The sequence below is a fragment of the Acidimicrobiales bacterium genome (assembly GCA_030747595.1).
Classification (GTDB): Bacteria; Actinomycetota; Acidimicrobiia; order Acidimicrobiales; family MedAcidi-G1; genus UBA9410.
The window spans coordinates 82,631-106,725 of record JASLKK010000002.1 but is presented as its reverse complement, the minus strand read 5'-3'; the positions used below and the strand labels follow the sequence as shown (position 1 = coordinate 106,725).

Sequence of the window (24,095 nt, the reverse complement as noted above, 5' to 3'; positions counted from 1 at the left end):
TCGACTGCCACCGGTCGACGTACCGTCACCCTCGCCCCGGATCTACTACCGAGGCCTCCTGCTGGGTGAAGAACGACGCTCCCGTCGGCGGTTCAGGCAGGTCCATCTCGAAGTCCCCGGTCCGGACCCGACCGGGGTCCGAACCCCGTACGAACAATCCCTGATGGGCCGTGGGCACCGGATTGGGGCCATACGGCACGGCATCGCCCGCCCCGTAGACACAGATGAACAGGGTCCGGGACCGATCCGACCGGTTGGGGGCCGAGGCGTGGGCCAACCGGGTGTGCATCAGACACACCGAACCCGCCGGGCCTGTGCACGATACGGCAGCATCACGCATCGCAGCGACGGCGTCTGGACAGATGGCGCCCGTGAAAACCCCGTCGTGCCACAGCGAGTGAATCGGGCCGTTGTGCGAACCAGGAGCCACTTCCAAGGGGCCGTTCTCCACAGTCACCTCGTCGACCATCAGCAGGGCGGTCATCAGGTCAGCGTTGGAGTGCGGGGTGAACGGGAAGTCCTGGTGCCACTGCACCTCGGTGGCCGCCCCCGGGAGTTTGGTGTTGACCTTGGTGTGGTGGAGCCGGACGTCGGGACCGATCAAGTCAGCCACCATGTCGACCATGGCGCTGTTGGCCATGACCTCGCGGTGGGCGGCTGAGACCTCCGTGGGCGCCGAGACCCGCCGCAACGCCGGCCGGTCCTTCGAATGACCCGGCTGCACGTCGAACCGGGGGCGCCCGTCGATCGTCTCCCCGTAGGGCCCGGTGTGGGCCCGACTCTCCTCGACCCAGCGGTCCATGTCGGCGCGCAGTGCTGCCAGTTGATCCGGCGTGACTGCGTTGGGAACCGTCAAGACTCCATCGCGCCGGAACGTTTCGACCTGTTCGTCGGTCAGCACCGGTATCGACTCACCGGTCGCCGGCCACGCCGTAGCTGGGCGCCACCCCCGGATCTACGGCCCGGTCCAAGTAGGGCTGCATCTGGGGTTCGTAATCGGTCCACAGACGGCGCAGCACGACCACTGGGTCGTCTTCGTTCCAATCGCAACGCAGGTCGACCAGTGCGAAGGGTTGCTCGTGGTGGACCAGAAGGGCTGCTGAGCGAACTGGACCCTCCTCTCCACCAGCGGCTAGCCCGGCCTCCAGGCCAAGTAGCAGGCGGTCGGCCAGGTGGGCGCCAGGGTCGGCCTCGAAGCCGGCCACCATGGCGGCAGGAACCTCCGGTGTCGACAGCAGATTGCCCGCTGCGATGCAGTGGTCACCCTCCACGACGCGGTTGGTGCCCAAGATGTGGGCCCCGGTGAAGTGTCCAGTCCGACCGGCCATGTCGACCACCGCCAGTTGTCGGTATTCGGCGTTGGCTCGACCGTCCATGACGGTGGCCACCGCCTCGGCGGCCGTTTCACCGGCCTGTAGGCACTCGAACACACGGGTGGCCAGAGTCGGGTCGGTGATGTTCTGGGTAGCCACGGCGCCCACGCCGGCTCTGGCATGGGGGCAACGCGACCCCACACAGATGGACGAGGTAGTGATAGCCACCCCGGCCATACCGGTCCTGGCACAGTGTCCGGTGATGGAGAAGGTCATGGTGGGCTCCCGGGTCGGGGGTCAGTCGGTGGACGTCAAGCGGTCGGCCAGATAGCCCATGAAGTGGTGGAGTTCATGCTCGAGCCAACTCAGCGGACCAGGTGTGGCCAGCGGCGAGCGGGATCCGACGTGGATGCCCTCCACCACCTTGCGGTCTTCCTCGCAGACCGCGGTGAAGAAGTCGACCATCTCGGTGATCCACGCTTCGGGTTCGACCAGCGAGGCGTGCACTTCGGGCGCTAGGGCAATCCCAAACCGCAGCTCGACCTGACCGGTTCCCCGGGGTCGTAGCGATAGGTACCAGAGGTGGTCGGGGGCGAGGATGTACATGTGGGCGGGGAACACCGTCGGCATGAACGTGGTGCTCCGCCACGCCCCCTCCAGTCGGTCGTTGTCCGGATGGGCGCGCCCATACACGGCGTTCTCGTCCTTCTCGAACATCTGGTACGTGAACGCTCCGTGGCTCTCGTCGGGGAACACCACCGAGTCCATGGGCATCCAGGTTCCGAGCGTGACCCGGTGGGTGACAGGCAGGTGGTAGCCCTCCATGAAGTTCTCAGTAAGGAACTTCCAGTTACCGTCCCACACCTCGTCCACCCGGTGGATCGGCACGTAGTCGGCTAGGCCGTAGGGCGCCACGAAGCCCTCGATGGGAGCCAGCAGATCGGCCACCGACGGGGCATCGTCGTCCAGAGTGCAGTAGATCCACCCCTCCCAGAGTTCGGTGCGGATCTCGGGCAGACAGATGTCCACCCGGTCGAATCCGTCGGTGCGCTCCATGTGGTTTGTCCCCACTAGTTGCCCACCTAGGTCGTATGTCCACGAATGGTACGGGCAGGTAATCCGGCGGGAATTCCCGTCGCCGGCCACCAAGGTCATCATCCGGTGCCGGCACACGTTGGAAAACGTCCGGACCCGATCATCACCGTCGCGGACGCAGAACACCGGCTGGTCGGCGATCGACCAGACCAGGTGGTCGCCCACCTCGGGGATCTCGGCGGCCAGCCCGGGCGACACCCAGTCCCGTCCGAAGGCCCGCTCTTGTTCGAGGGCCAACACCGCGTCGGAGTGGTACATGGCCGGTGGCATGTTGGTAGCCGCCGACAGCGGCCCGTCGGCCACGGTGCGCAGACCAGACAACAAGGCGCCAGTCTCAGGCTGGGGGGTCGTCACGTGGAGATCCATTCGGTCAGGCCGGTCAATCGAATCGGTCAGTCGGGGATCACCGCGGTGACCTCGATCTCCACCACCCACTCGGGGCGAGCCAAGGCGGACACGATGATTCCCGTCGAGCACGGGTGGACGCCCTGGAGCCACCTTCCCATCTCCTGATAGACGGCCTCCCTGTATCGGATGTCAGTCAGGTAGACGACGATCCGGCAGATATGGGACATCTCCGAGCCAGCCTCGGCCAGCAGCATGGCGATGTTCTCCATGGTCTTGGCCGTCTGGGCTCCGGCGTCGCCAGTGTGCAACGACTCCCGGGTGTCGAGGTCCTGGGCGACCTGGCCCCGCAGGAAGACCATGGTTCCGCGGGCCACCACACCCTGGCTGAGGTCGTTATCGAGGTTCTGCTCGGGGTACGTCTCCTTCGTGTTGAAGGGGCGGATGCGCTGATGGGTCATGGCGTCGGACGCTTTCTCATAACTGACGGCGTGGATGGCGGCGTTCGGGTGGAGCAGATCATGCCCCAGCGGTGGCCTGGGCCGTAGCCCCCGCCCCCTCCTCGAAGGGAGTGGATCCCCCGCGGCCGCCCTTGGGCAAGAAGCCCTTACCGAGGGCCAATTGGGCCAGGCGCTCCACGTAAAGGTCGTCCCTGAAGTGGAGGGTAAAGGTCCGGGCGTCACGCATCATCTGGCCCAGCGGGTACCGCTCGTGGCAGGCCCGGGCGCCTACCAGGTCGAATCCTTGGTAGGGGATGGTCAGTACCGCGTCCTTGGCCAGATGCATAGTGCGCACCGCATCGGCCTCGCACTCGTCAGGATCGTCGCCCCGGTCCAGCCGGGCCGCTGTGGCGTACAGGCAGGATCGGGCGGCGAATAGCTGGGCGTCCATCTGGCCTAGCTTCACCCGTACAGCCTCCGACCCAGCCAGGTCGGGGCGCCCGCCGATGTAGTCAGTCAGGAAGTCGAAAGCCCCCTGGGCCGAACCCAGGTGGTTGGCGGCGTATGCACAGGAGAAGGTGCGTTGGTCCTCGGTGACCCACCCGCCAGGGGTGCCCACCACGTGGCTGTCGGGCACGAACACGTCGTCGAACTTCACGCCACAGGAGATGGTGGATCGCATACCCAACATCTGCCAGTCGTCCAACAACTCGACGCCCTCCCAGTCCACCTCCACCACCGCGAACACCATCCGACCCGCATACGGCGTGTCACCCTCCACGGCACACCACACCATCAGGTACTTGGCGGCAGCGGCGACCGAGGCGAATCCCTTGCGGGCCGTCAGTCGGTAACCGCCGTCGACTTGGGTCAACTCGGACTCGAGGACCTCAGCGCCGTTCTCGTACAGGTGCGCCTCCGAGCCCAACGAGGCACAAAAGGCCCCATCAGCGATGTCGGGAAGGAACCGGTCGCGCTGCTCAGGCGTGGAGTGGAAGGCGATAATGCCCGCCGCATGGTTGTGCACCTGGAGCAACTGGGCAGTGTTGGTCTCCCACCGGGCCATTCGCTCCAGCACCTTGTACCAGGGACTGAAGCGACCGGGCAGCCACCAGCCAGCGCCGCCGTACTCGGTGGGGAGGCAGAGGGCGTGTAGACCGGCAGCCTTGGCCTCAGCGAAGTTCTCGTGCGGGAACTCGACGGCTTCGTCTAGAGCGCGAGCGCGCTCCCGCCAGACCGGGCCCAGGGCATCGACCCGGGCTAGGACCTCGCCGGTTTCGGGGGACTCGGGCCACGGGTCGGTGGTGAACTTCTCTTCGGTAGCGGTACTCATGGGGGGGTCTCCCTTAACTGAGACGGTCAACTGGGACAGTCCCTGCAACGGCCGAGCCGTCGTCGGAACAGAAACGGTGGATGGTTCGACGCAGCACGTCACCGCACCGCTCAAGTTGGTCGGGGGCCACCGTCTCGTTGGGACGGTGGGCGTCTGCGATGTCGCCGGGTCCGACGATGACCGACGGCACGCCCAACCGGTCGGCGTAAAGGCCGGCCTCGGTACCAAACGCCACGGTGCCCGGTGCGCCGCAACCCACCAGGTCGGCCATGGCGACGACCGGGGCCAGCGAGGGATCGGTGTCCAGGCCCGGGTAGCCAATGAACAACTCGGAGGTGGCACGTCCGCCCACGGCCGACAGTCGCCGATCGGCGTCGGCCACCGCGTCCAGGACACCGGCCAGCACCTCGTCGGGATCGGTGTCGGCCCGATGACGCACCTCGAACTCGAGCGTGCACGACGGGGCCAACACGTTGACCGCCACCCCGCCGTGAATCGATCCCACGTTGGCGCTGATGCCGCGATCGGAATCGTTCAGGCCTTGGACCAGCGCAACCAGAGCAGCGCCCTCGTGTACAGCGGTCGGTTCAGTCCCGGCCCGGCTGGAATGCCCGGAAGCCGCAGTGAGATCGATCCGGTGGGCGACCTTGCCGGCGTGGGCGTTGCATAGTCGCATCCCCGTAGGTTCGCCCACCACCACGACCTCAGGGGCACACGTTCCGGCACCCGTGGACCCGGTAGCCAGCACGTCGAGCAGACCCCGTACGCCGATGCAGCCGACCTCCTCGTCGTAACTGAGGCCCAGGTGGACCGGGGCCCGGAGGGAGTCAACGTCGATCTCCTCAAGCAGCACGAGTGTGGCGGCCAAGAAGCCCTTCATGTCGGTGGTACCGCGGGCGGCAAGTCGTCCGTCCACCTCGGTGAGGACGTAGGGATCTGTATCCCAACCAGTCCCGGCGGGAACCACGTCGGTATGACCCGACAACAGGATCCCGCCCGGTGCATCCGGACCGAAGCGGAGGTGCAGGTTGGCTCGCCCCGCCTCACCGGACACCACGTCGACCGCAGCGCCGATCCTCCGGGCCCGATCCGCGTAGTGGTCGATGAAGTCGACGTTGGGAGAGCAACTCTCGGTGGGGTACGCCACTAGCTCCCCCAGCAGGTCCGCCACAGCAGGGATCGAAGGGATGGAGATCGAAGGCACCCCCAAATGCTGGTGCATGTCGAGCCATCCGTCAAAGGGATGCTTTTGATCTACTGGATTCGTATTACCTATATAGAACGGTCAGTCTTCCAACTGTCGTGGGAATCGCAGCGACGAACTGGCGAACTCCGTGAAGGCATCCAGCACGGCCGGACCACGATCAGCGCTCCGGCAGGCCAAGCCAAGGCCCAACGGCGGTACGTCGGTCCTCAACGAGACATAGGCCACCCGGGAACCGTCCTGGGCCTCGTCCCGCGCCGGGACGTGGTTGCCCAGCGACCACCCAAACCCATTGCCGACCAGCGAACGCACCAACGAGAGGTCGGTCACCGTCATGGCCGGACGCATCGACACCCCGGCAGCCAGAAACAGCGACGTGTAGTACTCGCGGCTGGTCGACAGGTCCAGCATCACGAACGGGTCGTCGACCAGTTGATCGAGGCCCACCGCTACCTCAATGGCCAGTCGGTGGTCAGCGGCCACCAGCACGTGGGGTGCCGAATCGGCCAACCGGACGAAGCGGATACCGGAGCCCAGCCCCAGGTCGTAGGTCAACGCCGCATGAAGCGCACCGGACGCCACCGCCTCCAACAACTCGGCCTGGGCCCCGGTCCGAATCTCCACATCCACCCCCGGATGCCGGTCACGAAACCGACGGACCAGAGACGGCACCACGATGGGCGCAGCGGTGGTCAGAGAACCCAGCACCAGCCGCCCCGCCGAGCCGTCCGACGAGGCCGACATACGCTCTTCGAGTTCGGCCGCCCGGGCTAGCAGCTCCCGGGCCTCCACCAATAGCGCCTCGCCCTCCGCCAACAGGCCGAGGCCACGACCCCGGTGCCGCACGAACAGTGTCACCCCGAGAGCCCTCTCCAGCTCCTGCAGCGAGGTCGACATGGCGGGCTGGGACAGCCCGATGGCCCGGGCCGCCCCGGTCACCGAACCATGCTCGGCAAGGGCCACGAAGTGCTCCAACTCACGCAACGTCACCTTCCGCATCCCCCAAGCATCGCGGAGATGGGGCGACGTATCCTCCCCGGGTGACCGACCACGCGACCGCGCCTCCCATCTCCGACGAGTTGGCCGACGCGTTCGCCGCCGACGGAGCCGTGCACCTTGAGGGGCTGTTCGCCGACTGGGTCGACGAGTTGGCCGCCGGAATAGCCCGCAACGAGGCTGAACCCAGCGAGTTCTTCGACGACAACGGCACCGCTGATGACGCCGGACGCTTCTGGGACGACTACTGCAACTGGTCTCGCATCCCCGAGTTCGAGCGGTTCGCTTTCGATTCGGGCATTGCCGACGTGGCCGCCGGACTGATGCGCTCCGAGACCGTGCAGTTGTTCCACGAGCACGTGCTGGTCAAGGAGCCGGGTGCGCCCCGTCCGACCCCCTGGCACTGCGACGCTCCTTACTACTTCGTGGACGGCCCACAGACGGTCAGCATCTGGATCCCACTGGACCCCGTGCCGACAGAGGCCACCCTCCGTCTGATCCGCGGGTCCCACCTATGGGACGAGGCCGTCCATCCGGTGAGCTGGACCACCATGACCGGCTTTTACGGCGACGACCACACGACCCACAGCGGAGGCTTCCAGCCGGCACCAGATCCCGACGCCGAACCCGACCGGTTCGAGGTCATGGAGTGGGCGTGCGAGCCGGGCGACGCCGTGGCCTTCCACTACCGGACCGTCCACGGCGCCCGAGGGTCGGCGAACCTCCGGCGGGCGTTCTCGCTGCGCATGGTCGGAGACGACGCCCGCTACGTGCAGCGCCGGGGCACCACCTCGCCGCCGTTCGACGGCCACGACATGGTTGACGGTCAGCGCCTCCGCGAAGACTGGTTCCCCATGCTGCCCCTCGGATTCGGGTGACCGCTGCCAGCCCGCCGCTGGTCCTCATCCACGGGATCGGGCTGGACCGGACCATCTGGGACGGGATGCTCCCGGCGCTCGAGGCTGATCGTCAGGTGGTGTCCTACGATCTCCCGGGCCACGGTGTCGCCCCGGACCCACTCGTCGAGCCCACGCTGCGGGCCTTCGCCGACCATGCCATCACGGTCATGGATGACCACGGCATCGACCGGGCTGTGCTGGTCGGATTCTCTCTGGGCGGCATGATCAACCGTCGGGTGGGCATGGACCACCCGGACCGGGTGGCCGGTCTGGTGGTCATCGCGTCGCCGCATAAGCGGAGCCCCGAGGCTCAACGCCTGGTCGAGGAGCGGGCCACCGCCACTGCGCGGTGGGGCATGGCGTCCACCATCGACGTCACCCTGGACCGTTGGTTCACTCCGGAGTTCCGTGACGATCAGCCAGAGGTGGTGGCCGACGTCCGTCGACGTGTCCTGGCCGCCGACAGCGAAGCCCTCGCCCGGGCCCGTCATGTGCTGGCTACTGGCGTCGACGAGCTGGTCCGACCAAATTTCCTACCTGACCTGCCTCTACTCGCCATGACTGGGGACTACGACTCAGGCAGTACCCCCGACATGGCCCGGGCCATCGCCTCCGAGGCCTCCTCCGGGGAGGTCGTCATCGTCCCCGGGGTCCGCCACCTTGGTTTGCTGGAGGCACCCGACCGGTTCGCCGATCCCCTTGTGCACTTCCTCGCCGGATCGGGAAGACTCCCCGGCTGATGGCGACAGACCCGCAACGACGTACCGAACCGCAGGCCATGTCCGGTGGCCTTGCCGCGGTAGAAGCCCTGCAGGTCGAGGGGGTCCGCCACGTATTTGGACTGATCGGCTCGGCTGCCATGGAGTTGTTCGACGGGCTCCACGACGCCGACGACATCACCTATATCGGTGTCCACGACGAGCGCACCGGCACGCACATGGCTGACGGGTACGCCCGGGCCTCCGGCAGGGCCGGGGTAGTCCTAGCCGGGCAGAACGGCCCCGGTGCCACCAACTTGGTGACCGGAGTGGCCCAGGCCGCGGCAGCCTTCTCGCCGGTGGTGTCCCTGGCTGGTGCACTGGCAACCAGCCACGTCTACCGCGACGCCTTCCAAGAGGTCGATCAGGACGCCCTGTTTCGCCCCATCACGAAGCGGACCTGGACCGTCCCGTCTACCGAACGGATCCCCGAAATGATTCGCGAGGCGTTCCGGGTCGCGTTGTCCCCCCGGCGAGGGCCCGTCCACCTGAACCTCCCCCGCGACGTGCTGGCCGGCACCGCCAACTTCGACCCGCCGTGGGACCCCGCGGCTACCCGGGTGGTCGACCTGCCAGCCGGTGCCGACGTGCCGGTGCAGCAGGCTGCTGCCCTGTTGACCACAGCTGAGCGGCCGGTCATCGTGGCTGGCGCCGGGATCAAAAATGGGGGTCGATTCGCCGAGGTGATTGACCTGGCCGAGAAGCTGGACGCCCCTATCGCCACCTCGCCCGGCCACGGAGATGCGATCCCCGCCGACCACCGGCTGTGCGCCGGGCAAATGGGTCCCCGTGGCAATCCGGTGGCGTCCCGTCTGGTGTGCGAGGCCGACGTCATCCTCGCCCTGGGTACCCGGCTCGGGTTCAACTCAACCTTCTATTCGTGGGACAACGTCAACCGGAACGCTGCGATCATCCAGGTGGAGGTCGAGCCCACGGCCATCGGCCGGTTCTTCCCCGTCGAGGTCGGCATCCACGGCGATGCCCCGACGGTGGCCGGGCAGTTGGCCGCCGCCCTAGTCTCCGTTAGGGGAGACGGGACCACAGACGCCAAGTGGGCCCGGACTTTCGCCGACGACCGGGCCGCCCACCAAGTCAGGCGTGAGGAGCAGGCATCCAGCGCCTACCCAATCCAGCCCTCGGGCCTGTTCCGCGAGCTGCGAGCCGTACTGCCCCGTGACGCCATGATCACCTTGGATGCCGGGACGCTGTGCCTACAGGCCACCGACGCCCTCGACCACTTCGAGCCTCCCTGCCTGTTCAGTCCCCTGGACTTCGGCCTCGTAGGCTTCTCTTTCGCCTGCGGCCTTGGCGTAAAGCTGGCCCGTCCCGACCGCCCGGTGATCAGCCTGATGGGTGATGGCGGATTCGGTATGACGCTGTCGGAGCTGTCCACGGCGGTCAGCCATGACATCCCTACTGTCACCGTGGTCATGGACAACGGCTGCTGGGGCGCCGAAAAGGCCTACCAGCGCGACTTCTTCGACGGCCGATACATCGGCGCAGACGTGCACAGCCCCCCGTTCGAACGGGTCGCCGAACTCTACGGAGCCGTCGGTCTACGAGCCGAACGTATTGACGAGGTGGGCGAGGCCGTCCGGGCTGGGCTTGAGTCGGGTCGCCCCGCCGTGGTCGTCGTCGAGGTGGACGGCGATGCGCTCTATAGCTTCCGACGCGACTCGTTCGCCCATCGAACCCCCACCGACCCCAACTCGGAGAAACTTTCATGAAGTTCCAACTGGCCATCAACCTGGAGCGGCTCGACGACTCGCTCGCCATGGACGACGTGGCCCGCCACACCCTCGAGATGGTCCAGATGGCCGAGGCCGGAGGATTCACCACTGCATGGGCCGCTGAGCACCACGCCCTTGAGATGACCATCGCCCCCAACCCGCTGCAGATTCTGACGTGGTGGGCCGGCCATACCAGCCGGATCCGCCTGGGCACCGCGGTAGCCGTGGCCGCCTACTGGAACCCCATCAAGCTGGCCGGCGAAGCGGCGTTCCTGGACCTGGTGAGTGACGGCCGCCTCGAGTTCGGCATCGGATCGGGGGCCTACCAGCGCGAGTTCGACCGGATGCGCCCCGGCCTTAAGCAGTCCGACGCTTGGCGCTACATGCAGGAGATGCTGCCCGTCCTCAAAGAGTTGTGGGCTGGCGACTATGCCCACGACGGTGAGTTCTGGTCGTTCCCGACGTCGACATCGGTACCCAAACCAGTCCAGCAGCCCCACCCGCCGATCTGGGTGGCCGCCCGGTCACCCATCACGTTCGACTACGCAGTGGCCAACGGGTGCAATGTCATGTCGTGGCCCATCGCCCGACCGTTTGCCGAGGCCGAGCTCTACAGGGAACAGTTGGACGCCTCGATCGCCGCCTGCCCCGAGGCACCCCGGCCCACATGGGCGCTGATGCGCCACACCGCGGTGTACGACTCGGCCGATCAGTGGATGGTGCCCGTGAAGGCCGCCCAACAGCAGCTCAGCCAGTTCGAGAACCTGTTCAAGAACCTGGGCGACGTGCAAGACGGATTCCCGGCAACCATCCCCATGGACCAGGTGACCAACGCTGCGGACTACGAACCGGCCACGTTGAGCGAAAATCTCCTATTCGGCACCCCCGACGAGGTGATCGCCAAACTCCGACGCTACGAAGTGCTCGGCGTGGACGAGTTCATCTACTACGCCAGCCTCGGCCTGGGGCTCAACGAGCAGAAGCGGTCCATGGAGCTGTTCTGCGACGAGGTCATCCCCGCCTTCAGCTGATCCCCAGGTCCCCGTGACCCGACACCGACCGGTCAGTCCTCAGGGATCCACGACTCCATCGACACGCCAAGGCCGTCCACGATCCGGTTGGCGTAGGCGTAGTAGGCCACCACCTCACAGATGTCGAGCACGTCGCGATCACTGAAGCCGACGGACCGCAGGGCCTCCACGTCGGCCTCCACCATGTCGCCGGGATGGGCGGTCAACTTTTCCGCGTAGGCCAACATCGCTGTGCGCTGGTCAGACAGGCCAGCGGTGCGCCAGTCGTCCTCGATGGCGGCCAGCAGGTCGTCGTCCTTCAGGAGTCGGCGCAGACCGCGCCCGTGGTGAACCGTTCAGTAGTGGCAGTCGTTGTACCGACTGACTACTAGGGCCACCAACTCGCGTTCGACCTTTCGCAGCGTCTTCGTGCCGGCCATGGCCGACCGGTAGACGGCGAGGTGCCCGGCCAGAGCGTTCGGGTTAAGGGAGTGGATCTGCATGACGTTGTCCACCCGGCCATAGGCGTCATCGACCACCTGGCCGTAGAGGTCGGCCAGCGGGCCCTCCCACTCGTCCTCACGGATGGTTTGGATCCAAGCCACTGGTCAGTCCTCCCCGGCACCCGGGCGGCCCTGGCCGGGGGCGACGGTCCGGGCCAGGATGCCCAAGGTGGCCCGTAGGTTGGTCTCGCTAATCACCGGGAAGATGGCGTCGACGGCCGCCTCCCAGTCTGGGTGGACGTCGGTCCAGTCGTAGGTGGAGGTGACCAGGGTGCCCCCGTCGATTGGCTCCAGGTCGTAGCCGTAGACGTGGCCGATGGGGGGCTGCAGGTTGGCACTCTCGATGCCCCAGGCAATAGCCCGGTCAACCTCGAAGCGGGTGACAACCACCTCTACCTCGTACTCACCCAGGGGGAAGTCCTGCAGCGAGTCGCGGTCCATCTGTACGGTGAATCGGTCACCAACCGCCGACACCGGGTCGCCGTCAGCCGACATCAGCATCCCGGAGGCGTCAATTGATACGTGCCCGGCCGGACTGGCCAACACTTCGAAAATGGTTCCGGGTGATGCGCAGACCGCCCGTTGAACACAGATCTGTCGTTCGTCCATGGTCAAAGGTAGGCCCGCTGACCGGTCAGAGGGCGGTCGGCGTCAGGCTGACCAACGCCTCGTGTCGGACAGCCGCCACAGAGCCGCCGTCGACCGAGATATTGACATCAACCACGGCGCGGATACCCCGCCGGGTCTCGAACCGGTCCACCACCTTCGCCTCGACCAGTGCCGTGGCCCCGACCCGGACCGTTCCATAGTGGACGATCCGGCTAGAGGTGTGGATCCAGGGTCCTTCCACCAGGTGGCGGACCATCACCCCGTTGGCCAACGACGACCACAGACACGGATGCACGATCCCCGCGGTCGCATACAGGGCCAGGTCGTCTCCAGCCCGTCGGGCGTAATCGACCCAGCCATCGGCCAGAGATTCGACATGTGCCGGCAACGGCTCGCCGTCCCATTGGCTCCCATCGTCGATGGTGTCGGCTTCGGGCCGGGCGACCAACCGGGCCCGTAGCTCCCCACCCACCAGGGCCTGAATCTCGACCGACCCGTCGACAGCCACCACGGGAACGCAGTCCACCGGGTCATCGGCCAGCACTGGGGCCACGAACGCCACGGTGGACGAACCGTTGGCCAGCCAGGCCATCCCCCACGCTTCGACGATCGGCCTAGTCAGGTAGGCGTGCACGGTGGTCCCGGCCACGATCGCCGCTGGAAAACCAGCCGCCCTCGCCCCATCGTCGGTATGGATCGGGTTGTCAGCGTGCTCGGGCAGGTTCCGGGCCGTCACCGACCAAGTACGTGGCGTGGCCGTCGTCATAGGGCCCAGAACCTACCCCCGGGAGACCTCCGGTTTCCCACAACGAACTAGGTTCCGACGGACCTGAGCGCCGTCCTCAGGGTGATACGAATCCAAGGAGGAAGCGGTGACCCACGAGACAGCGCCGTCGTACGATTTCGACGCCGTCATCATCGGCGCCGGCGTGCTCGGCGGCGCCATCGCCGTCGAACTGGCCCGCCGCGGCCTGCGAACCCTGAACGTCGACAAGGCTCCTACGGCGGGTGCCGGGTCGACGAGCAACTCATGTGCCATCGTGCGCTTCAGCTACTCGACGGTTCCCGGCGTGTCCCTGGCCTGGGAGGCCATGCACTACTGGACCGACTGGCCCGCCTACATCGGCACCGACGATGAACTCGGGCTCATCACCTTCAACCGGTGCGGCCAGTTCAACCTGCTGGTAGGCGGAGACGACCACTCGGCGACCGTTCGGGCACTGTGGGAACAACTGGGCATCCCCTTTGAGGAGTGGACGCTCGACGACCTCACCCAACGGATGCCGGTGCTCGATCACGGCCTCTACGGCCCGCCCAAACGACCTGACGACCCCCACTTCTGGGACGACGCGCACGGAACCGTTACCGGGGCGTTGTTCTCGCCGGACTCCGGGTACGTGAGCGATCCCCAGCTGTCTTGCCACAACCTGCAACGTGCCGCCGAGGCGGCGGGCGGGGAGTTCTGGTTCAACGCCGAGGTCATCTCAGTGAACCGGGCCGAGGATCGGGTCTCCGGCGTGACGCTGGCCGACGGTCGCCGGGTAGCGGCCCCGATTGTCGTCAACGTGGCCGGCCCCCACAGTGCGGTCATAAACCGAATGGCCGGCGTTCACGACTCGATGAACATCAAGACCCGGGCGTTGCGCCACGAGGTCCACCACGTACCAGCGCCACAGGGCTTTGACTTCATGGCCGACGGCATGGTGGGCGCCGACGACGACACCGGCTTTTACTTCCGACCCGAGACAGGCAACAACGTGTTGATCGGCAGCGTCGATCCGACGTGTGACCCCCGGGAGTTCGTCGACCCCGACGACTACGACACCAGCCTCAGCCAGGAACAGTGGGAGGCCCAAGTGCTGCGGGCCAACCGCCGCATGCCCAACCTCGGGGTGCCCCATGAGAAGCGGGGCGTAGTCGACCTCTACGACGTGTCCGATGACTGGCTACCCATCTACGACCGCACCGACCTAAACGGTTTCTACGTAGCCATCGGCTCCAGCGGGAACCAGTACAAGAACGCCGGAGCCGTCGGCCAGCTCATGTCCGAGCTAATCGCCGCCGTCGAATCCGGACACGACCACGACGCCTCACCGGTGGTCATGACCGGTCGTTACACCGGTTGGGAGATCGACATCGGCTTCTACAGCCGCAATCGGGAGATCAACGCCGATTCGTCCATGTCGGTCCACGGCTGACGGCCTGGGTCGACATGATCGCCGAGGCCGACGCATCGCCACTGACCACCAGACGCGACCAAGACCCCGCTCTGGACCGGACCTCCTCGTTTGATGGGGTCTCGGTAGGTTTGTGTTTGCCCAGTATGTGAAGGGTTTCTGGGCTGTGGGGCCGGTGTCTGTCCCAGCAAAGTGCTGTTTCTATCCCATTTGGCCTGACCGCTCGGAGTGAGCATGAAGAGCGATGAGCAGTAAATCCAGTGCGCTCAGCTCACGTGCTGGTCCAGGGTTCGGTGCCATTTGTTGGCAGGGAGGTTGGGGCGCAGGGCGGCCAGCCCGGTGCAGTACTTGGAAAGCCGGATCGGCCGGTGGCCCTGTGCCCAAAGCCAGCGGTCGAACCGGCTAGGCGGCCCAGCGGTCTTGGTTTCGAGCACCACACCGACCACCGATGCGGTGGAATCGTCCCGGTCGATGCAAGTGACGGCCCGGTCAATGGTGAGGCGGGAGGGGCCGTCGAGGTCGACGAGGGTGGAGCGCCGGTACCGGGTGGTCAAAATGGGGACGAGCCTCTCAGCGGTGCCGGCACCGACCACGCCGTCAACGAACACCCGGCCGGCGGCCGAGAACAGATTGGCCCCGGCGCTGTCGGCCGGCAGTCGCAGTTTGGCGTTGCGACCTCGTCCTGTCCGGACCTTGACCTCCAGCATCGCTGAGCCGGCGTCGACGTAGTGGCGGTGGCGCACCTTGAACCGGCGTCGACGGCGATGGGCGGCCGCACGGTAGGACACCAGATCCGGGGTATCGAAGTAGAGCGACTCGTAGCCGAAGTCGCGCTGCCCGTCGATCTCTAGGGCCAGTACCTCTGGCCACAGTTCGCTGACCAGCTGATCCACGAGCGTCGGCGCTACCACGTACTTGCGGTCGCGGCGGGTCTGGAGGCCGGCGATATTTCCGATCTCCGCCAGCGAAACCGACGGCAGATCGTCGATCATGGCCGGTCAGCCGCCATTCATCCGGTAGCGCACGTCAACGATGGTGCTGTCGTTCACCAGATCGATGCGGCGTACCTTCAGCCGCACCACGGTGCCGCCCAGCATGGACTCGAGGCGGGTAACCAACTCGGTCTCGTCGGTGTGGGCCCGGTCGAGGGTGACAGTCTGGTTGCGGTTCCTTTCGTAGAGCCTCGGATGATCACCGACGTAGACGGCGACCAGAGTCGCTCCCATAAGAGTTGGGGTTGCCCATGCCGGGTCGATCGGCATGCCACCCAGTAGACCAAGGGCAAGGGCGGTGAAGTAGTAGGCGACCTCCTGCTGGCCCAGTTCTGAGGAGCGCAGGCGGATGATTGACAGCACGCCGAACAGGCCCAACCCAAGGCCGAGGTTCACCGTGCTGCGTGTCAGGGTCATGGCGATGCCGAGCAACCCGACGTTGATGCCGAGCAGTGCCACCACCATGTCGCGCCGGCCGTTGCGGGGGAAGTACAGGACGAACACCAACACCGCTACGGCAACCAGGTCGGAGACGATTAGCCAGGGTGTTGACATGGGGCAGTTACCTGTCTTCGGGGTCGTTCGCCAACAAAGTTAGGCGTCGGGGCCGTCTAGAGGCGACCGGGCGATGGACCGGGCATGGTCAAGAGCGGCTAACAACTCTTTGACAGCGCCGGCCCACTTGCGTACCGACACGGCGTCGTCGTGGATGTCGGCGGCTTCGGCGGTGGCGTCGGCGATCTGGGTCGCCCAGGCTTCAATCTGGGCTGTCACGAGTTCCTCGGCAAACGGTCCGTCGAGGAACTCGTTGAGGAGCCGTCCGTAGTCGTCGTCGAACATGGCCCAAGCGGCGAACAGCGGGTCACAGGCTGCTGATCGCTGCAGCAAACCCCAATCCCCGTAACCGAATGGAAGGCAGTTGGCGGTGATTTCGCCCCAGGCGTCGGCCACCGGGGTGACCGGGTTGGAGTCCTTGACGATGTTCTGAAAGGCATTGTCGAGGTCCCATGGGATGAGGTGCAGCGTGCCGGCCGTCGGGTCCTCGTACCAGTAGTAGTTGTGGGGGCGGCACCCGTCGAAGCAGTACCAGTGGAAGGGGCCGTCGTCGTTGCGGATGGTGCGGTCGACGACCGCCCAGGCCAGCACTTCGTCGATATCCATCCACCGGTCGACCACCTCGGCCGCCTCACCCGGCCCAGCAGCCTTCACCTCGGAACCGAAGTTCTTGATCAACTCGATGGAGGGGTTCTCGTCCTCGTTGGTCTTGAGCGCCTCCACGAATTCAAAGTCGTTAGTAATGGTGTCGCCGTCCCAGTTGAGCGGCCACACCTCCTTGTAGAGATTGCCGGTGCCGTCGTCGAAGTTGTGGCGGGTGAAGCGGCCATCGACCTGCTCGGTGAGGGCGAACACCCCGAGGTAGGTGCCGTTGACGATCAGTCGGGCGTGGACCGACCGGGGGGCCGGCACACCCATTTCACGAAATAGCCAGTAGCCGAGGCGCTCGTGCATCTGCGACGGGTCCAGGTTCATGGTGTGGAACTGCAGGCGCCGCAGCCCGTGGAACTCCCGGTTCGAGTCATCCCAGTTGACCTTGACCTTCATCGACAGCTTGGTGCAGACCTTGTGGCCGGACGGGTCCGACCAGTCCGGGTCGGAGAGGCAGCCGACCCATGCTCCAATCGAACCCTTGTACCGGATGCCGACCCGGTCGATGGTCTCACCCTCGAAGGTGAGCGAGCCCAGCACCCACTCCTCGGCCGACGGGTTTCGGTCGATCTGGGCAAGAGCCTCGTCGGACAGTGTCAACTCGAACGTGTGCAACCGCTCCTGGTCGAAGATGTAGCCGGAATCGTCGGCAGCGAGCACCGACACGTTCCCACCGGCTGTGGTGGTGGTCTCTGTGGCGGTGGTCGTCGTTTCGGCGGTGACGTGCGTCGAGACAACCGTCGTGGTGGTGCTGGGCGCAATGGAGGCCGTAGAGGAGCAGGCGGTAAGCAGAAACACGCCCAAAACTGTGCGGAGTGAGTTCAGATGCACTGGTTCACCGTAGGTCGTGACTGTTCTTCTGACACTCAGCCACTTCAGCGAACGATCCGGAGAACCAGAAGGGCCCGGAACCGTTGTGATCCCGGGCCTTCTGCTTGGTGGCGGGGGCAGGATTTGAACCTGCGACCTTCGGGTTATGAGCCCGACGAGCTACCAGACTGCTCCACCCCGCAGAAAGGAGGGTAACGGCGCCCCACTATCGCTCCTACCCGACGGTCGATCAGCGAACTGTCGGATAGCCAGCGGCTTCGGCTGCGGTCAGGCGTTCGGTGATCACCCTGTAGTCCGTTGTCGATCGGGGCCGGTAGCCGTAGAGGTGCAGCGTTTCCCGGACCGACAAGTCGAGGTCGGCGACCGCTTCAGCGACCGCTCGGTTCAGCCGATCGCGTAGGCCAACATTGGCCCAACCGGTGACCAGCGGGGGCGCCGGCGTGGGATCGGTCCAAGCCAGGACCCGTAGTTCATCGACAGCGGGTTCATGGTCGAGGCCCAGCCGCCAGCACACTTCGTCGATGCTTGCCAGGTCGGCCCGGCCCTCGGCCGTTGCCCGCATGGACTCCCGGTGCGAACCCGTCTCCACCACCTCGCCGAAGAACCGGGCGTCGGCCGCCAACGGTGCGACCTCGGCCGCCAGTGCGCCATGGCCCGACTGCGAATACCGACCGTTGATGGCCACTGGTCGCCCTCGAAGGTCGGCCAACGAGTCGGCCGGGTCGTCGTTACGGCACACCAGCACCGAGCGGTAATCGCCGGGCCGACAGCCGTCCACCGCATGATCCAGGACCCCGAGTACCTCGACTCTCCCAGCGAAAGCTCCGACCACCTGAGAGCCGCATGTCTCGCCGACTAGTAGGTCGGGGTGCGACCAGAGGTCCTCCGCAGCCGCTGGCCGCCAGAGCGTCGACGGTGCCTCCAGACCGGCTGCCCGGATCCGGGTGGCGATGGCCCGCCACAGGGCATCCACCTCAGCGGATACCTCGGGCCAGTCGTACATGGGGAGCCCAGCAACTGAGCCGGGTTCAAGGCCGGTCACCACTGCCGGACTGCCGTCCAGGTTGGCTCAGCGTTGGGCACAGGCCCGTAGTCCCAGTACTTGGTCTGGTCCAGCACGACCTCGTCGGACGATCCGACACCACCGGGTAACCGCCCATTGTGGATACGCACGTCGCGGTACAGCGTGGGCGACATCCTTACCGCACCCTTGTGGACCCCGCTGCCCCGCCAGTCCTCGGCATCGGACGGCACCGAGTGCAGGACCAGGTTGGCCCAGAACCCATCGTGCATCTCGATCGTCGAGTAACTGGCAATCCCCGGGTGGTTGCGGAACTCGGCCGTGAGTTGGGCATCCAGATCGTCAATCAGGTCGGCCTCCGGATCGAGCCCACCCTCAGACGCCAGTCGACGGCTCCCAAAGAACCCCACCACCTCCAGGTCACACCCATCGACCAACCGTTCCAGGTCGCACGGCACCAACCGACGCTTCAGGCCGTGCACCCACCAGATGATCGGCTCGTACGGCACGACATCGGTCGTCCCGTCTATCCACAGTCGAGCCAGCGCCCGGACATCCTGAAGCATGTAGGCCAGCAACCCCCGGTCCGCGGCGTAAAGGCCGGTGGCGGTGCACGAATGGCCGTCCACCACCTCAGCGGGCCCGATGACTACCGGTTCAGCGTCGACCCCCACACCCGTGGAATCTACGGAACGGCCACCCAGACCGCTCAGCTAGCCCCCCAGCAATGCCCCCACGCGCTCAGCTGTCTCCCGGACGACCCGTTCGATCTCGGTGGTGTCGGCGTCACCGGGGAACCTCCAACCTGGGCCGTAGACCGACACCGACGCCACGGCATCACCGTCCGGGTCGCACACCGGCGCCGCCACTCCGGTGATCTCCTCGGAGAACTCACCCAACGTCCAAGCCACGCCCCGCCGGCGCACCTCACCCACCCGTTGGCGAAGGCCCACCAATGTGGTCACAGTGCGCTCCGTGTACTCCGCCAGCCCGTTGGCCGCGTACCCGGCCACCTGCTCGTCGGTCCATGACCCCATAAAGGCCTGGCCCGCCGCAATGGTGTGCAGCGGGAACCGTTGACCCGTCCAATCGGTCACCTGTACGGGCCCGGGTGCCGCCACCTGGGTCACGTAAAGCCCCTCGCCACCATCCATCACCGACAGGGCCGCCGACTCACCCAGCCGCCCGGCCAACTCCCTCAGGTATGGCTCGGCCAGGTCGCGCAGCGTCCCTACCGGCGCCCCCGCTGCGGCCAACGCCCGCAGGCCCGGCCCGATCACGTACCGCCCGGCCTCGTCCACCCGTTCCACGATCCCTAGCTCGTCGAGGCTGGACAGGATCCGTGAGCACGTCGACTTGGCCAACCCGGTCGTCCGGGCCACCTCGGAGACGCCCACCGAGTCGCTCTGGCCCGCCAAGGCCCGCAGCACACTGAACGTTCGCTCAATCGTCTGGATTCCGGTAGTCTAGGACACCACTCACCGGAACGTTCCATTAAATGGAACAGTCTCTGGGCGGCCATCCCTGATAAGTCGCCCCGAAAGGCAGGCCACCATGCGCAACGACGCGCAGTGCGTGATAATCGGGGGCGGCGCCATGGGCGTCGGCCTCCTCTACCACCTGGCCCACGAGGGCTGGACCGACACCCTCCTCATCGAGAAGGGCGAACTCACGTCGGGCTCCACCTGGCACGCCGCAGGCCTCGTCCCGCACTTCATCGGCAGCCTCAACATGGCCAAGGTCCACGCCTACGGCGCCGAGCTGTACACCACCCTCGAAGCCGAGACCGGCATGTCCACCGGCTGGCACGGTTGCGGCGCGATCCGCCTCGCCGTCAACCACGAACAGGCCGAGTGGTACCGCTACGTCGACGCCATGCTCGATTCGATCGGCATCGAGTCGCACCTCATCGGACACGACGAGATCCGCGCCATGGCCCCCCTCATGGAGTCCATCGACGACGTCGTCCTGGGATTCCACACCCCCCACGACGGCTGGTCCGACCCCACCGGGTCCACCAACGCCATGGCCGTCGGCGCCCGCCAACTCGGCGCCCGAATCGCCCGCCACACGCTCGTCACGGACGTGACCCAACTGCCCGACGGCCGCTGGCAGGTCACGACCCAAACTGGAGACGGGAACGCCAGCGAACAGCAACAGATCACCTGCGACCACGTCGTCAACGCGGCCGGCCATTACGCCCCCCAGCTGGGCGCCATGTCTGGCATCGACGTCCCCATTGTTTCGATGATCCACCAGTACCTCATTACCGAACCGCTCGACGCCATGAAGGCATGCGACGTTGAGATGCCCGTCATTAGAGACCCCCGCTCATCGTGCTACTACCGCCGCGAGATCGACAGCCTGCTCATCGGCCCATACGAGACCCGCGACTCCATCACCTACGGCGTCGACGGCATCGACTGGAACCTTCACTTCCACCTGACCCCACCCGACCTTGAACAGCTCGCACCGTGGTTGGAGATCTCCACCGAACGCTTCCCGGTGTTCGCCGAAGCAGGTATCAAACAGGTGGTCAGCGGCCCCATCACCCACACCCCCGACGGCGGCTACCTCATGGGCCCCGTCGCCGGCGCACGCAACTACTGGATGTGCGCCGGCGCCTCCATCGGCATCACCCAGGGGCCGGGCGCCGGGAAGTACCTCGCCCAGTGGATGGTCCACGGCCAGACCGAGATCAACGTCCGCGAAATGGACCCCCGCCGCTTCGGCCCGTGGTCCGACCAGCAGTACACGATCGACAAGTCCGTGGACGAATACCACGAGATGTACCAGGTGCGGATGCCCGGCGAGTACCGCTCGGCGGGCCGCCCCATGAAACGCACGCCCATCGCCGATCGACTCGATGCCCTAGGTGCCCAGTGGCAGGACGTCTGGGGTTGGGAACGTCCCCGCTACTACGGCGAACCCGAGGACTACTCGTGGCGGCGCTCCAACGCCCATGACATCGTCGGCGCTGAATGCCATGGCGTGCGCAACCGGGTGGGCATCGCCGACCTAACCGCCTTCGCCAAGTTCGGCGTGTTCGGCCCTGACGCCGCAGCCCTCCTTGGCCGCCTCTCGGCCAACCGGCTCCCAACCCGCCATAGCGGCATCCGCCTCATCCACATGCTTACCGAGCACGGCGGCATCGAGTGCGAGATGACCGTCACCCGCATGTCCGACGATCGCTTCTACCTCAACTCGGCCATCGCCGGCTCCACCCACGACCTCGACTGGCTGCAGCAGCACGTGCTCCCCGACGAGGACGTAACCATCGAGGACTGGACCGACCAGATGGGGATCCTCGCCGTGACCGGCCCCCTGGCCCGCGACGTGCTGGCCGCCTGCACCGACGCCGACCTGTCATCGGATGCCTGGCCGTGGCTGACCTGCCAGCAGGTCGAGATTGGTGGGGTGGACTGCATCGCCCTGCGGGTCAGCTATGTCGGCGAGCTCGGCTGGGAGATCCACCACCCCATCGACCAAATGCCCCAGTTGTACGACACCCTGGTGGCCGCCGGCCAGCCCCACGGCATGGTCCACTTCGGCTCGTCGGCCATGAACGTCATGCGAATGGAGAAGGCCTACAAGGCGTGGGGCGGCGAACTCACCACCGAGATCACCCCTATCGAGGCTCGCCTCGAGCGCTTCGTCGACCTCGACTCGGGCCGCAACTTCCTCGGCCGTGATGCCACCCTGGCCCGGCGCCAACAGGAGGGCGACGCCGGCCTCGACATGGTCCTCGTGTACTGCGAGGTCGACACCACCGACTCGGACTGCCGGGGCAACGAACCCTGCTACGACCCGGTCGGCGACGGCTCGCGCTGTATGGGCATCACCACCGGCGGCGCTTGGGGCCACACCGTCGACCGATCACTGGCCTTCGCCTACGTCGAACCGGCCTTCGAATCACCCGGCTCTACATTCGAGATCACCCTGTTCGGACAACGCCACACCGCCACCGTGCTGGACCGTCCGGCCCACGATCCGACCAACGCGAGGCTGCGAGCATGAGCGCCACCACCCCTACTCCCGGGAAGCGTGCCGGCCGGACAGGGGGCCGGGCCGCACGTGTCGCCGCACGGACCGCCGGACTGTCCGACGACGAGAAGGCCGTCCACCCCGGTCAGTCCGGTGGCGCCTTCAAGCCGCTGACCGATTCGGAGTGCCGCACCGTCTACGAAACGGCGCTGACCATGCTCGAGGAGTTCGGCATGGGCACCCCCATCCCCGAGTTCATCGAGGTCGTGGTCCCAGCCGGCGGCTGGCTGGACGATGACGAGCGCCTCCACTTCCCCCGATCCCTCGTCGAGGACGCCGTCGACATGGCCGCCAAGGAGTTCACCTGGCACGGTTATGACGACGACCGCTCCATCGTGGTCGGCGGCGACCGCGTCCACTTCGGCACCGCTGGCGCCGCCGTCTCGGTATGGGACCACGAGACCCGCAAGCACCGTCCATCCGACCTCCAAGACGTGTTTGACGTGGCCCGCCTCGTCGACACCCTCGAGCACGTCCACTTCCACGTCCGCACCCTGGTAGCCCGAGACATGATCGAGTCACGTGATCTCGACGTGAACACCGCCTACGCGGTGGCCATGGGCACCACCAAGCCAGTGGGCACGTCGTTTTTCCAGCCCGAACACGTAGTCGAGGTGGTCGACATGTTCGATGAAATGCTGGGCGGGCGACCCGGATCCTTCGCCGAACGGCCGTTCTGCGTGGCCAACAACACATTCGTCGTGCCGCCGCTTCGCTATGCCGAGGACGCCGTGCGTTCCATGGTCGCCCAGGTCCAAACCGGCATGCCCATCAACCTTCTGTCGGCCGGGCAGGCCGGCGCTACGTCGCCCGCCGCGCTAGCCGGGTCGCTCGCCCAGGCCCTCGCTGAATGCCTGTCAGCGCTTACGTGCGTGAACCTGCTCAACCCGGGCCATCCATGCGTGATGGGCCTGTGGCCGTTCGTGTCCGACCTCCGCACCGGTGCCATGACCGGTGGCTCCGGCGAGGAGGCAGTTCTCAACGCGGCAGCGGCCCAGATGGCCAACTGGCTGGGCCTTCCCTCCGGCGTGGCCGCCGGGATGGCCGACTCAAAGGTTCCCGACAACCAGGCCGGCCACGAGAAGGGTCTGACCGTGGCCCTCGCCGGGCACGCAGGCGCCAACCTCGTCTACGAATCAGCGGGGATGCTGGCCAGCCTTCTGGCCTGCTCGTACGAGGCCCTGGTCATCGACAACGACATGCTGGGCGCCGTCAACCGGACCGTCCGCGGCATTGAGGTCACCCCCGACACCCTCTCGATCGAGACCATCAAGTCAGTCATATTCGGCGCCGGCCACTTCCTCGGCCAGGACCAGACTCTGTCGCTGATGCAAAGCGAGTACATCTATCCGGAGGTCGGCGACCGGCTGAGCCCAGCCGACTGGTTCGACGCCGGAGCCACCTCAGTTGACGAACGGGCTCGGCTCCGGGTGCACGAGATACTCGGTTCACACTTCCCGTCGCACGTGTCGCCCGACTTGGACGCCCGGGTCCGCGACCGGTTCGACATCAGGCTCCCGGTCGGAGCGCTCACCACATCGACCCGCTGGGGCTGAGGCGATCGGTGGCGACTCGCTCCGGACCTCGGT

23 protein-coding genes, 1 tRNA gene and 1 pseudogene are annotated in these 24,095 nt (G+C 66.4%); 7 read left to right on the top strand and 18 right to left on the bottom strand.

Annotated features, from left to right (window positions below):
• Positions 1-25: 25 nt before the first annotated feature.
• The 7 genes from QF777_01880 to QF777_01850 form a co-directional block, all read right to left on the bottom strand.
• Entirely contained in the window at positions 26-901 is an 876-nt protein-coding gene (locus tag QF777_01880) for a phytanoyl-CoA dioxygenase family protein (GenBank protein MDP6910299.1), read from the bottom strand.
• A 10-nt stretch (positions 902-911) separates the two neighbouring features.
• Entirely contained in the window at positions 912-1,589 is a 678-nt protein-coding gene (locus tag QF777_01875; protein MDP6910298.1) for a DUF1028 domain-containing protein, read from the bottom strand.
• Positions 1,590-1,610: 21 nt separating this feature from the next.
• Positions 1,611-2,762 (bottom strand): aromatic ring-hydroxylating dioxygenase subunit alpha, encoded by a 1,152-nt coding sequence (locus tag QF777_01870; protein ID MDP6910297.1) that lies wholly within the window; start codon positions 2,760-2,762, stop codon positions 1,611-1,613.
• Positions 2,763-2,800: 38 nt separating this feature from the next.
• A complete protein-coding gene (locus QF777_01865) occupies positions 2,801-3,214 on the bottom strand; it encodes a RidA family protein (GenBank protein MDP6910296.1) in 414 nt (137 codons plus the stop codon).
• Between the two features lie 58 nt (positions 3,215-3,272).
• On the bottom strand, positions 3,273-4,526 hold the full coding sequence (locus QF777_01860; GenBank protein ID MDP6910295.1) for an acyl-CoA dehydrogenase family protein: 1,254 nt from the start codon (positions 4,524-4,526) through the stop codon (positions 3,273-3,275).
• A gap of 13 nt (positions 4,527-4,539) precedes the next feature.
• The gene (locus QF777_01855) at positions 4,540-5,730 is read right to left on the bottom strand and encodes a M20/M25/M40 family metallo-hydrolase (GenBank protein ID MDP6910294.1); all 1,191 of its coding nucleotides are present in this window, start codon (positions 5,728-5,730) and stop codon (positions 4,540-4,542) included.
• An 81-nt stretch (positions 5,731-5,811) separates the two neighbouring features.
• The gene (locus QF777_01850; protein ID MDP6910293.1) at positions 5,812-6,729 is read right to left on the bottom strand and encodes a LysR family transcriptional regulator; all 918 of its coding nucleotides are present in this window, start codon (positions 6,727-6,729) and stop codon (positions 5,812-5,814) included.
• A gap of 41 nt (positions 6,730-6,770) precedes the next feature.
• Between QF777_01850 and QF777_01845 the strand changes: the two genes are divergently transcribed.
• Genes QF777_01845 through QF777_01830 form a run of 4 tightly spaced genes read left to right on the top strand, consistent with a single transcriptional unit; the run spans position 6,771 to position 11,144 of the window.
• Positions 6,771-7,604, top strand: a complete 834-nt coding sequence (locus QF777_01845; protein MDP6910292.1) for a phytanoyl-CoA dioxygenase family protein — start codon at positions 6,771-6,773, stop codon at positions 7,602-7,604.
• Positions 7,601-8,365: an alpha/beta fold hydrolase gene (locus QF777_01840; GenBank protein MDP6910291.1), complete on the top strand. Its 765-nt coding sequence runs from the start codon at positions 7,601-7,603 to the stop codon at positions 8,363-8,365. The genes QF777_01845 and QF777_01840 overlap by 4 nt, the downstream gene beginning before the upstream one ends.
• Positions 8,365-10,110, top strand: a complete 1,746-nt coding sequence (locus QF777_01835) for a thiamine pyrophosphate-binding protein (GenBank protein ID MDP6910290.1) — start codon at positions 8,365-8,367, stop codon at positions 10,108-10,110. Before QF777_01840 ends, QF777_01835 begins: the two co-directional genes overlap by 1 nt.
• On the top strand, positions 10,107-11,144 hold the full coding sequence (locus tag QF777_01830; GenBank protein ID MDP6910289.1) for an LLM class flavin-dependent oxidoreductase: 1,038 nt from the start codon (positions 10,107-10,109) through the stop codon (positions 11,142-11,144). Before QF777_01835 ends, QF777_01830 begins: the two co-directional genes overlap by 4 nt.
• A 32-nt stretch (positions 11,145-11,176) precedes the next feature.
• On the opposite strand, the pseudogene QF777_01825 reads toward QF777_01830, so the two are convergent.
• From QF777_01825 to QF777_01810, 4 genes and pseudogenes are all read right to left on the bottom strand, one after another.
• Positions 11,177-11,461, bottom strand: a pseudogene (locus QF777_01825) (peroxidase-related enzyme).
• An 18-nt stretch (positions 11,462-11,479) separates the two neighbouring features.
• Positions 11,480-11,728 carry a hypothetical protein gene (locus QF777_01820; protein ID MDP6910288.1) on the bottom strand — a complete coding sequence of 83 codons (249 nt, stop codon included), beginning with the start codon at positions 11,726-11,728 and terminating at the stop codon, positions 11,480-11,482.
• Between the two features lie 3 nt (positions 11,729-11,731).
• Positions 11,732-12,235, bottom strand: a complete 504-nt coding sequence (locus QF777_01815) for a hypothetical protein (GenBank protein ID MDP6910287.1) — start codon at positions 12,233-12,235, stop codon at positions 11,732-11,734.
• Positions 12,236-12,260: 25 nt separating this feature from the next.
• A complete protein-coding gene (locus tag QF777_01810; protein ID MDP6910286.1) occupies positions 12,261-13,001 on the bottom strand; it encodes a MaoC/PaaZ C-terminal domain-containing protein in 741 nt (246 codons plus the stop codon).
• A 106-nt stretch (positions 13,002-13,107) separates the two neighbouring features.
• Here QF777_01810 and QF777_01805 point away from each other — a divergent pair, with 106 nt between their 5' ends.
• Complete coding sequence (locus QF777_01805; protein ID MDP6910285.1) at positions 13,108-14,433, top strand: FAD-dependent oxidoreductase; 1,326 nt, start codon at positions 13,108-13,110, stop codon at positions 14,431-14,433.
• 245 nt (positions 14,434-14,678) lie between these two features.
• On the opposite strand, the gene QF777_01800 is transcribed toward QF777_01805, so the two are convergent.
• The 7 genes from QF777_01800 to QF777_01770 form a co-directional block, all read right to left on the bottom strand.
• Positions 14,679-15,404 carry a VTC domain-containing protein gene (locus QF777_01800; protein ID MDP6910284.1) on the bottom strand — a complete coding sequence of 242 codons (726 nt, stop codon included), beginning with the start codon at positions 15,402-15,404 and terminating at the stop codon, positions 14,679-14,681.
• A 6-nt stretch (positions 15,405-15,410) separates the two neighbouring features.
• Complete coding sequence (locus tag QF777_01795) at positions 15,411-15,959, bottom strand: DUF4956 domain-containing protein (GenBank protein MDP6910283.1); 549 nt, start codon at positions 15,957-15,959, stop codon at positions 15,411-15,413.
• A 39-nt stretch (positions 15,960-15,998) separates the two neighbouring features.
• Positions 15,999-17,408, bottom strand: a complete 1,410-nt coding sequence (locus QF777_01790; GenBank protein MDP6910282.1) for a CotH kinase family protein — start codon at positions 17,406-17,408, stop codon at positions 15,999-16,001.
• A gap of 138 nt (positions 17,409-17,546) precedes the next feature.
• A tRNA-Met gene (locus QF777_01785) sits at positions 17,547-17,623 on the bottom strand.
• Positions 17,624-17,670: 47 nt separating this feature from the next.
• Positions 17,671-18,483 carry a PhnD/SsuA/transferrin family substrate-binding protein gene (locus QF777_01780; protein MDP6910281.1) on the bottom strand — a complete coding sequence of 271 codons (813 nt, stop codon included), beginning with the start codon at positions 18,481-18,483 and terminating at the stop codon, positions 17,671-17,673.
• The gene (locus QF777_01775) at positions 18,480-19,136 is read right to left on the bottom strand and encodes a hypothetical protein (protein MDP6910280.1); all 657 of its coding nucleotides are present in this window, start codon (positions 19,134-19,136) and stop codon (positions 18,480-18,482) included. The genes QF777_01780 and QF777_01775 overlap by 4 nt, the downstream gene beginning before the upstream one ends.
• 39 nt (positions 19,137-19,175) lie before the next feature.
• The gene (locus QF777_01770) at positions 19,176-19,910 is read right to left on the bottom strand and encodes an IclR family transcriptional regulator (GenBank protein MDP6910279.1); all 735 of its coding nucleotides are present in this window, start codon (positions 19,908-19,910) and stop codon (positions 19,176-19,178) included.
• 106 nt (positions 19,911-20,016) lie between these two features.
• Between QF777_01770 and QF777_01765 the strand changes: the two genes are divergently transcribed.
• Complete coding sequence (locus tag QF777_01765) at positions 20,017-22,479, top strand: FAD-dependent oxidoreductase (protein ID MDP6910278.1); 2,463 nt, start codon at positions 20,017-20,019, stop codon at positions 22,477-22,479.
• Positions 22,476-24,062: a trimethylamine methyltransferase family protein gene (locus QF777_01760; GenBank protein ID MDP6910277.1), complete on the top strand. Its 1,587-nt coding sequence runs from the start codon at positions 22,476-22,478 to the stop codon at positions 24,060-24,062. Before QF777_01765 ends, QF777_01760 begins: the two co-directional genes overlap by 4 nt.
• The last annotated feature ends 33 nt before the right edge of the window (positions 24,063-24,095 follow it).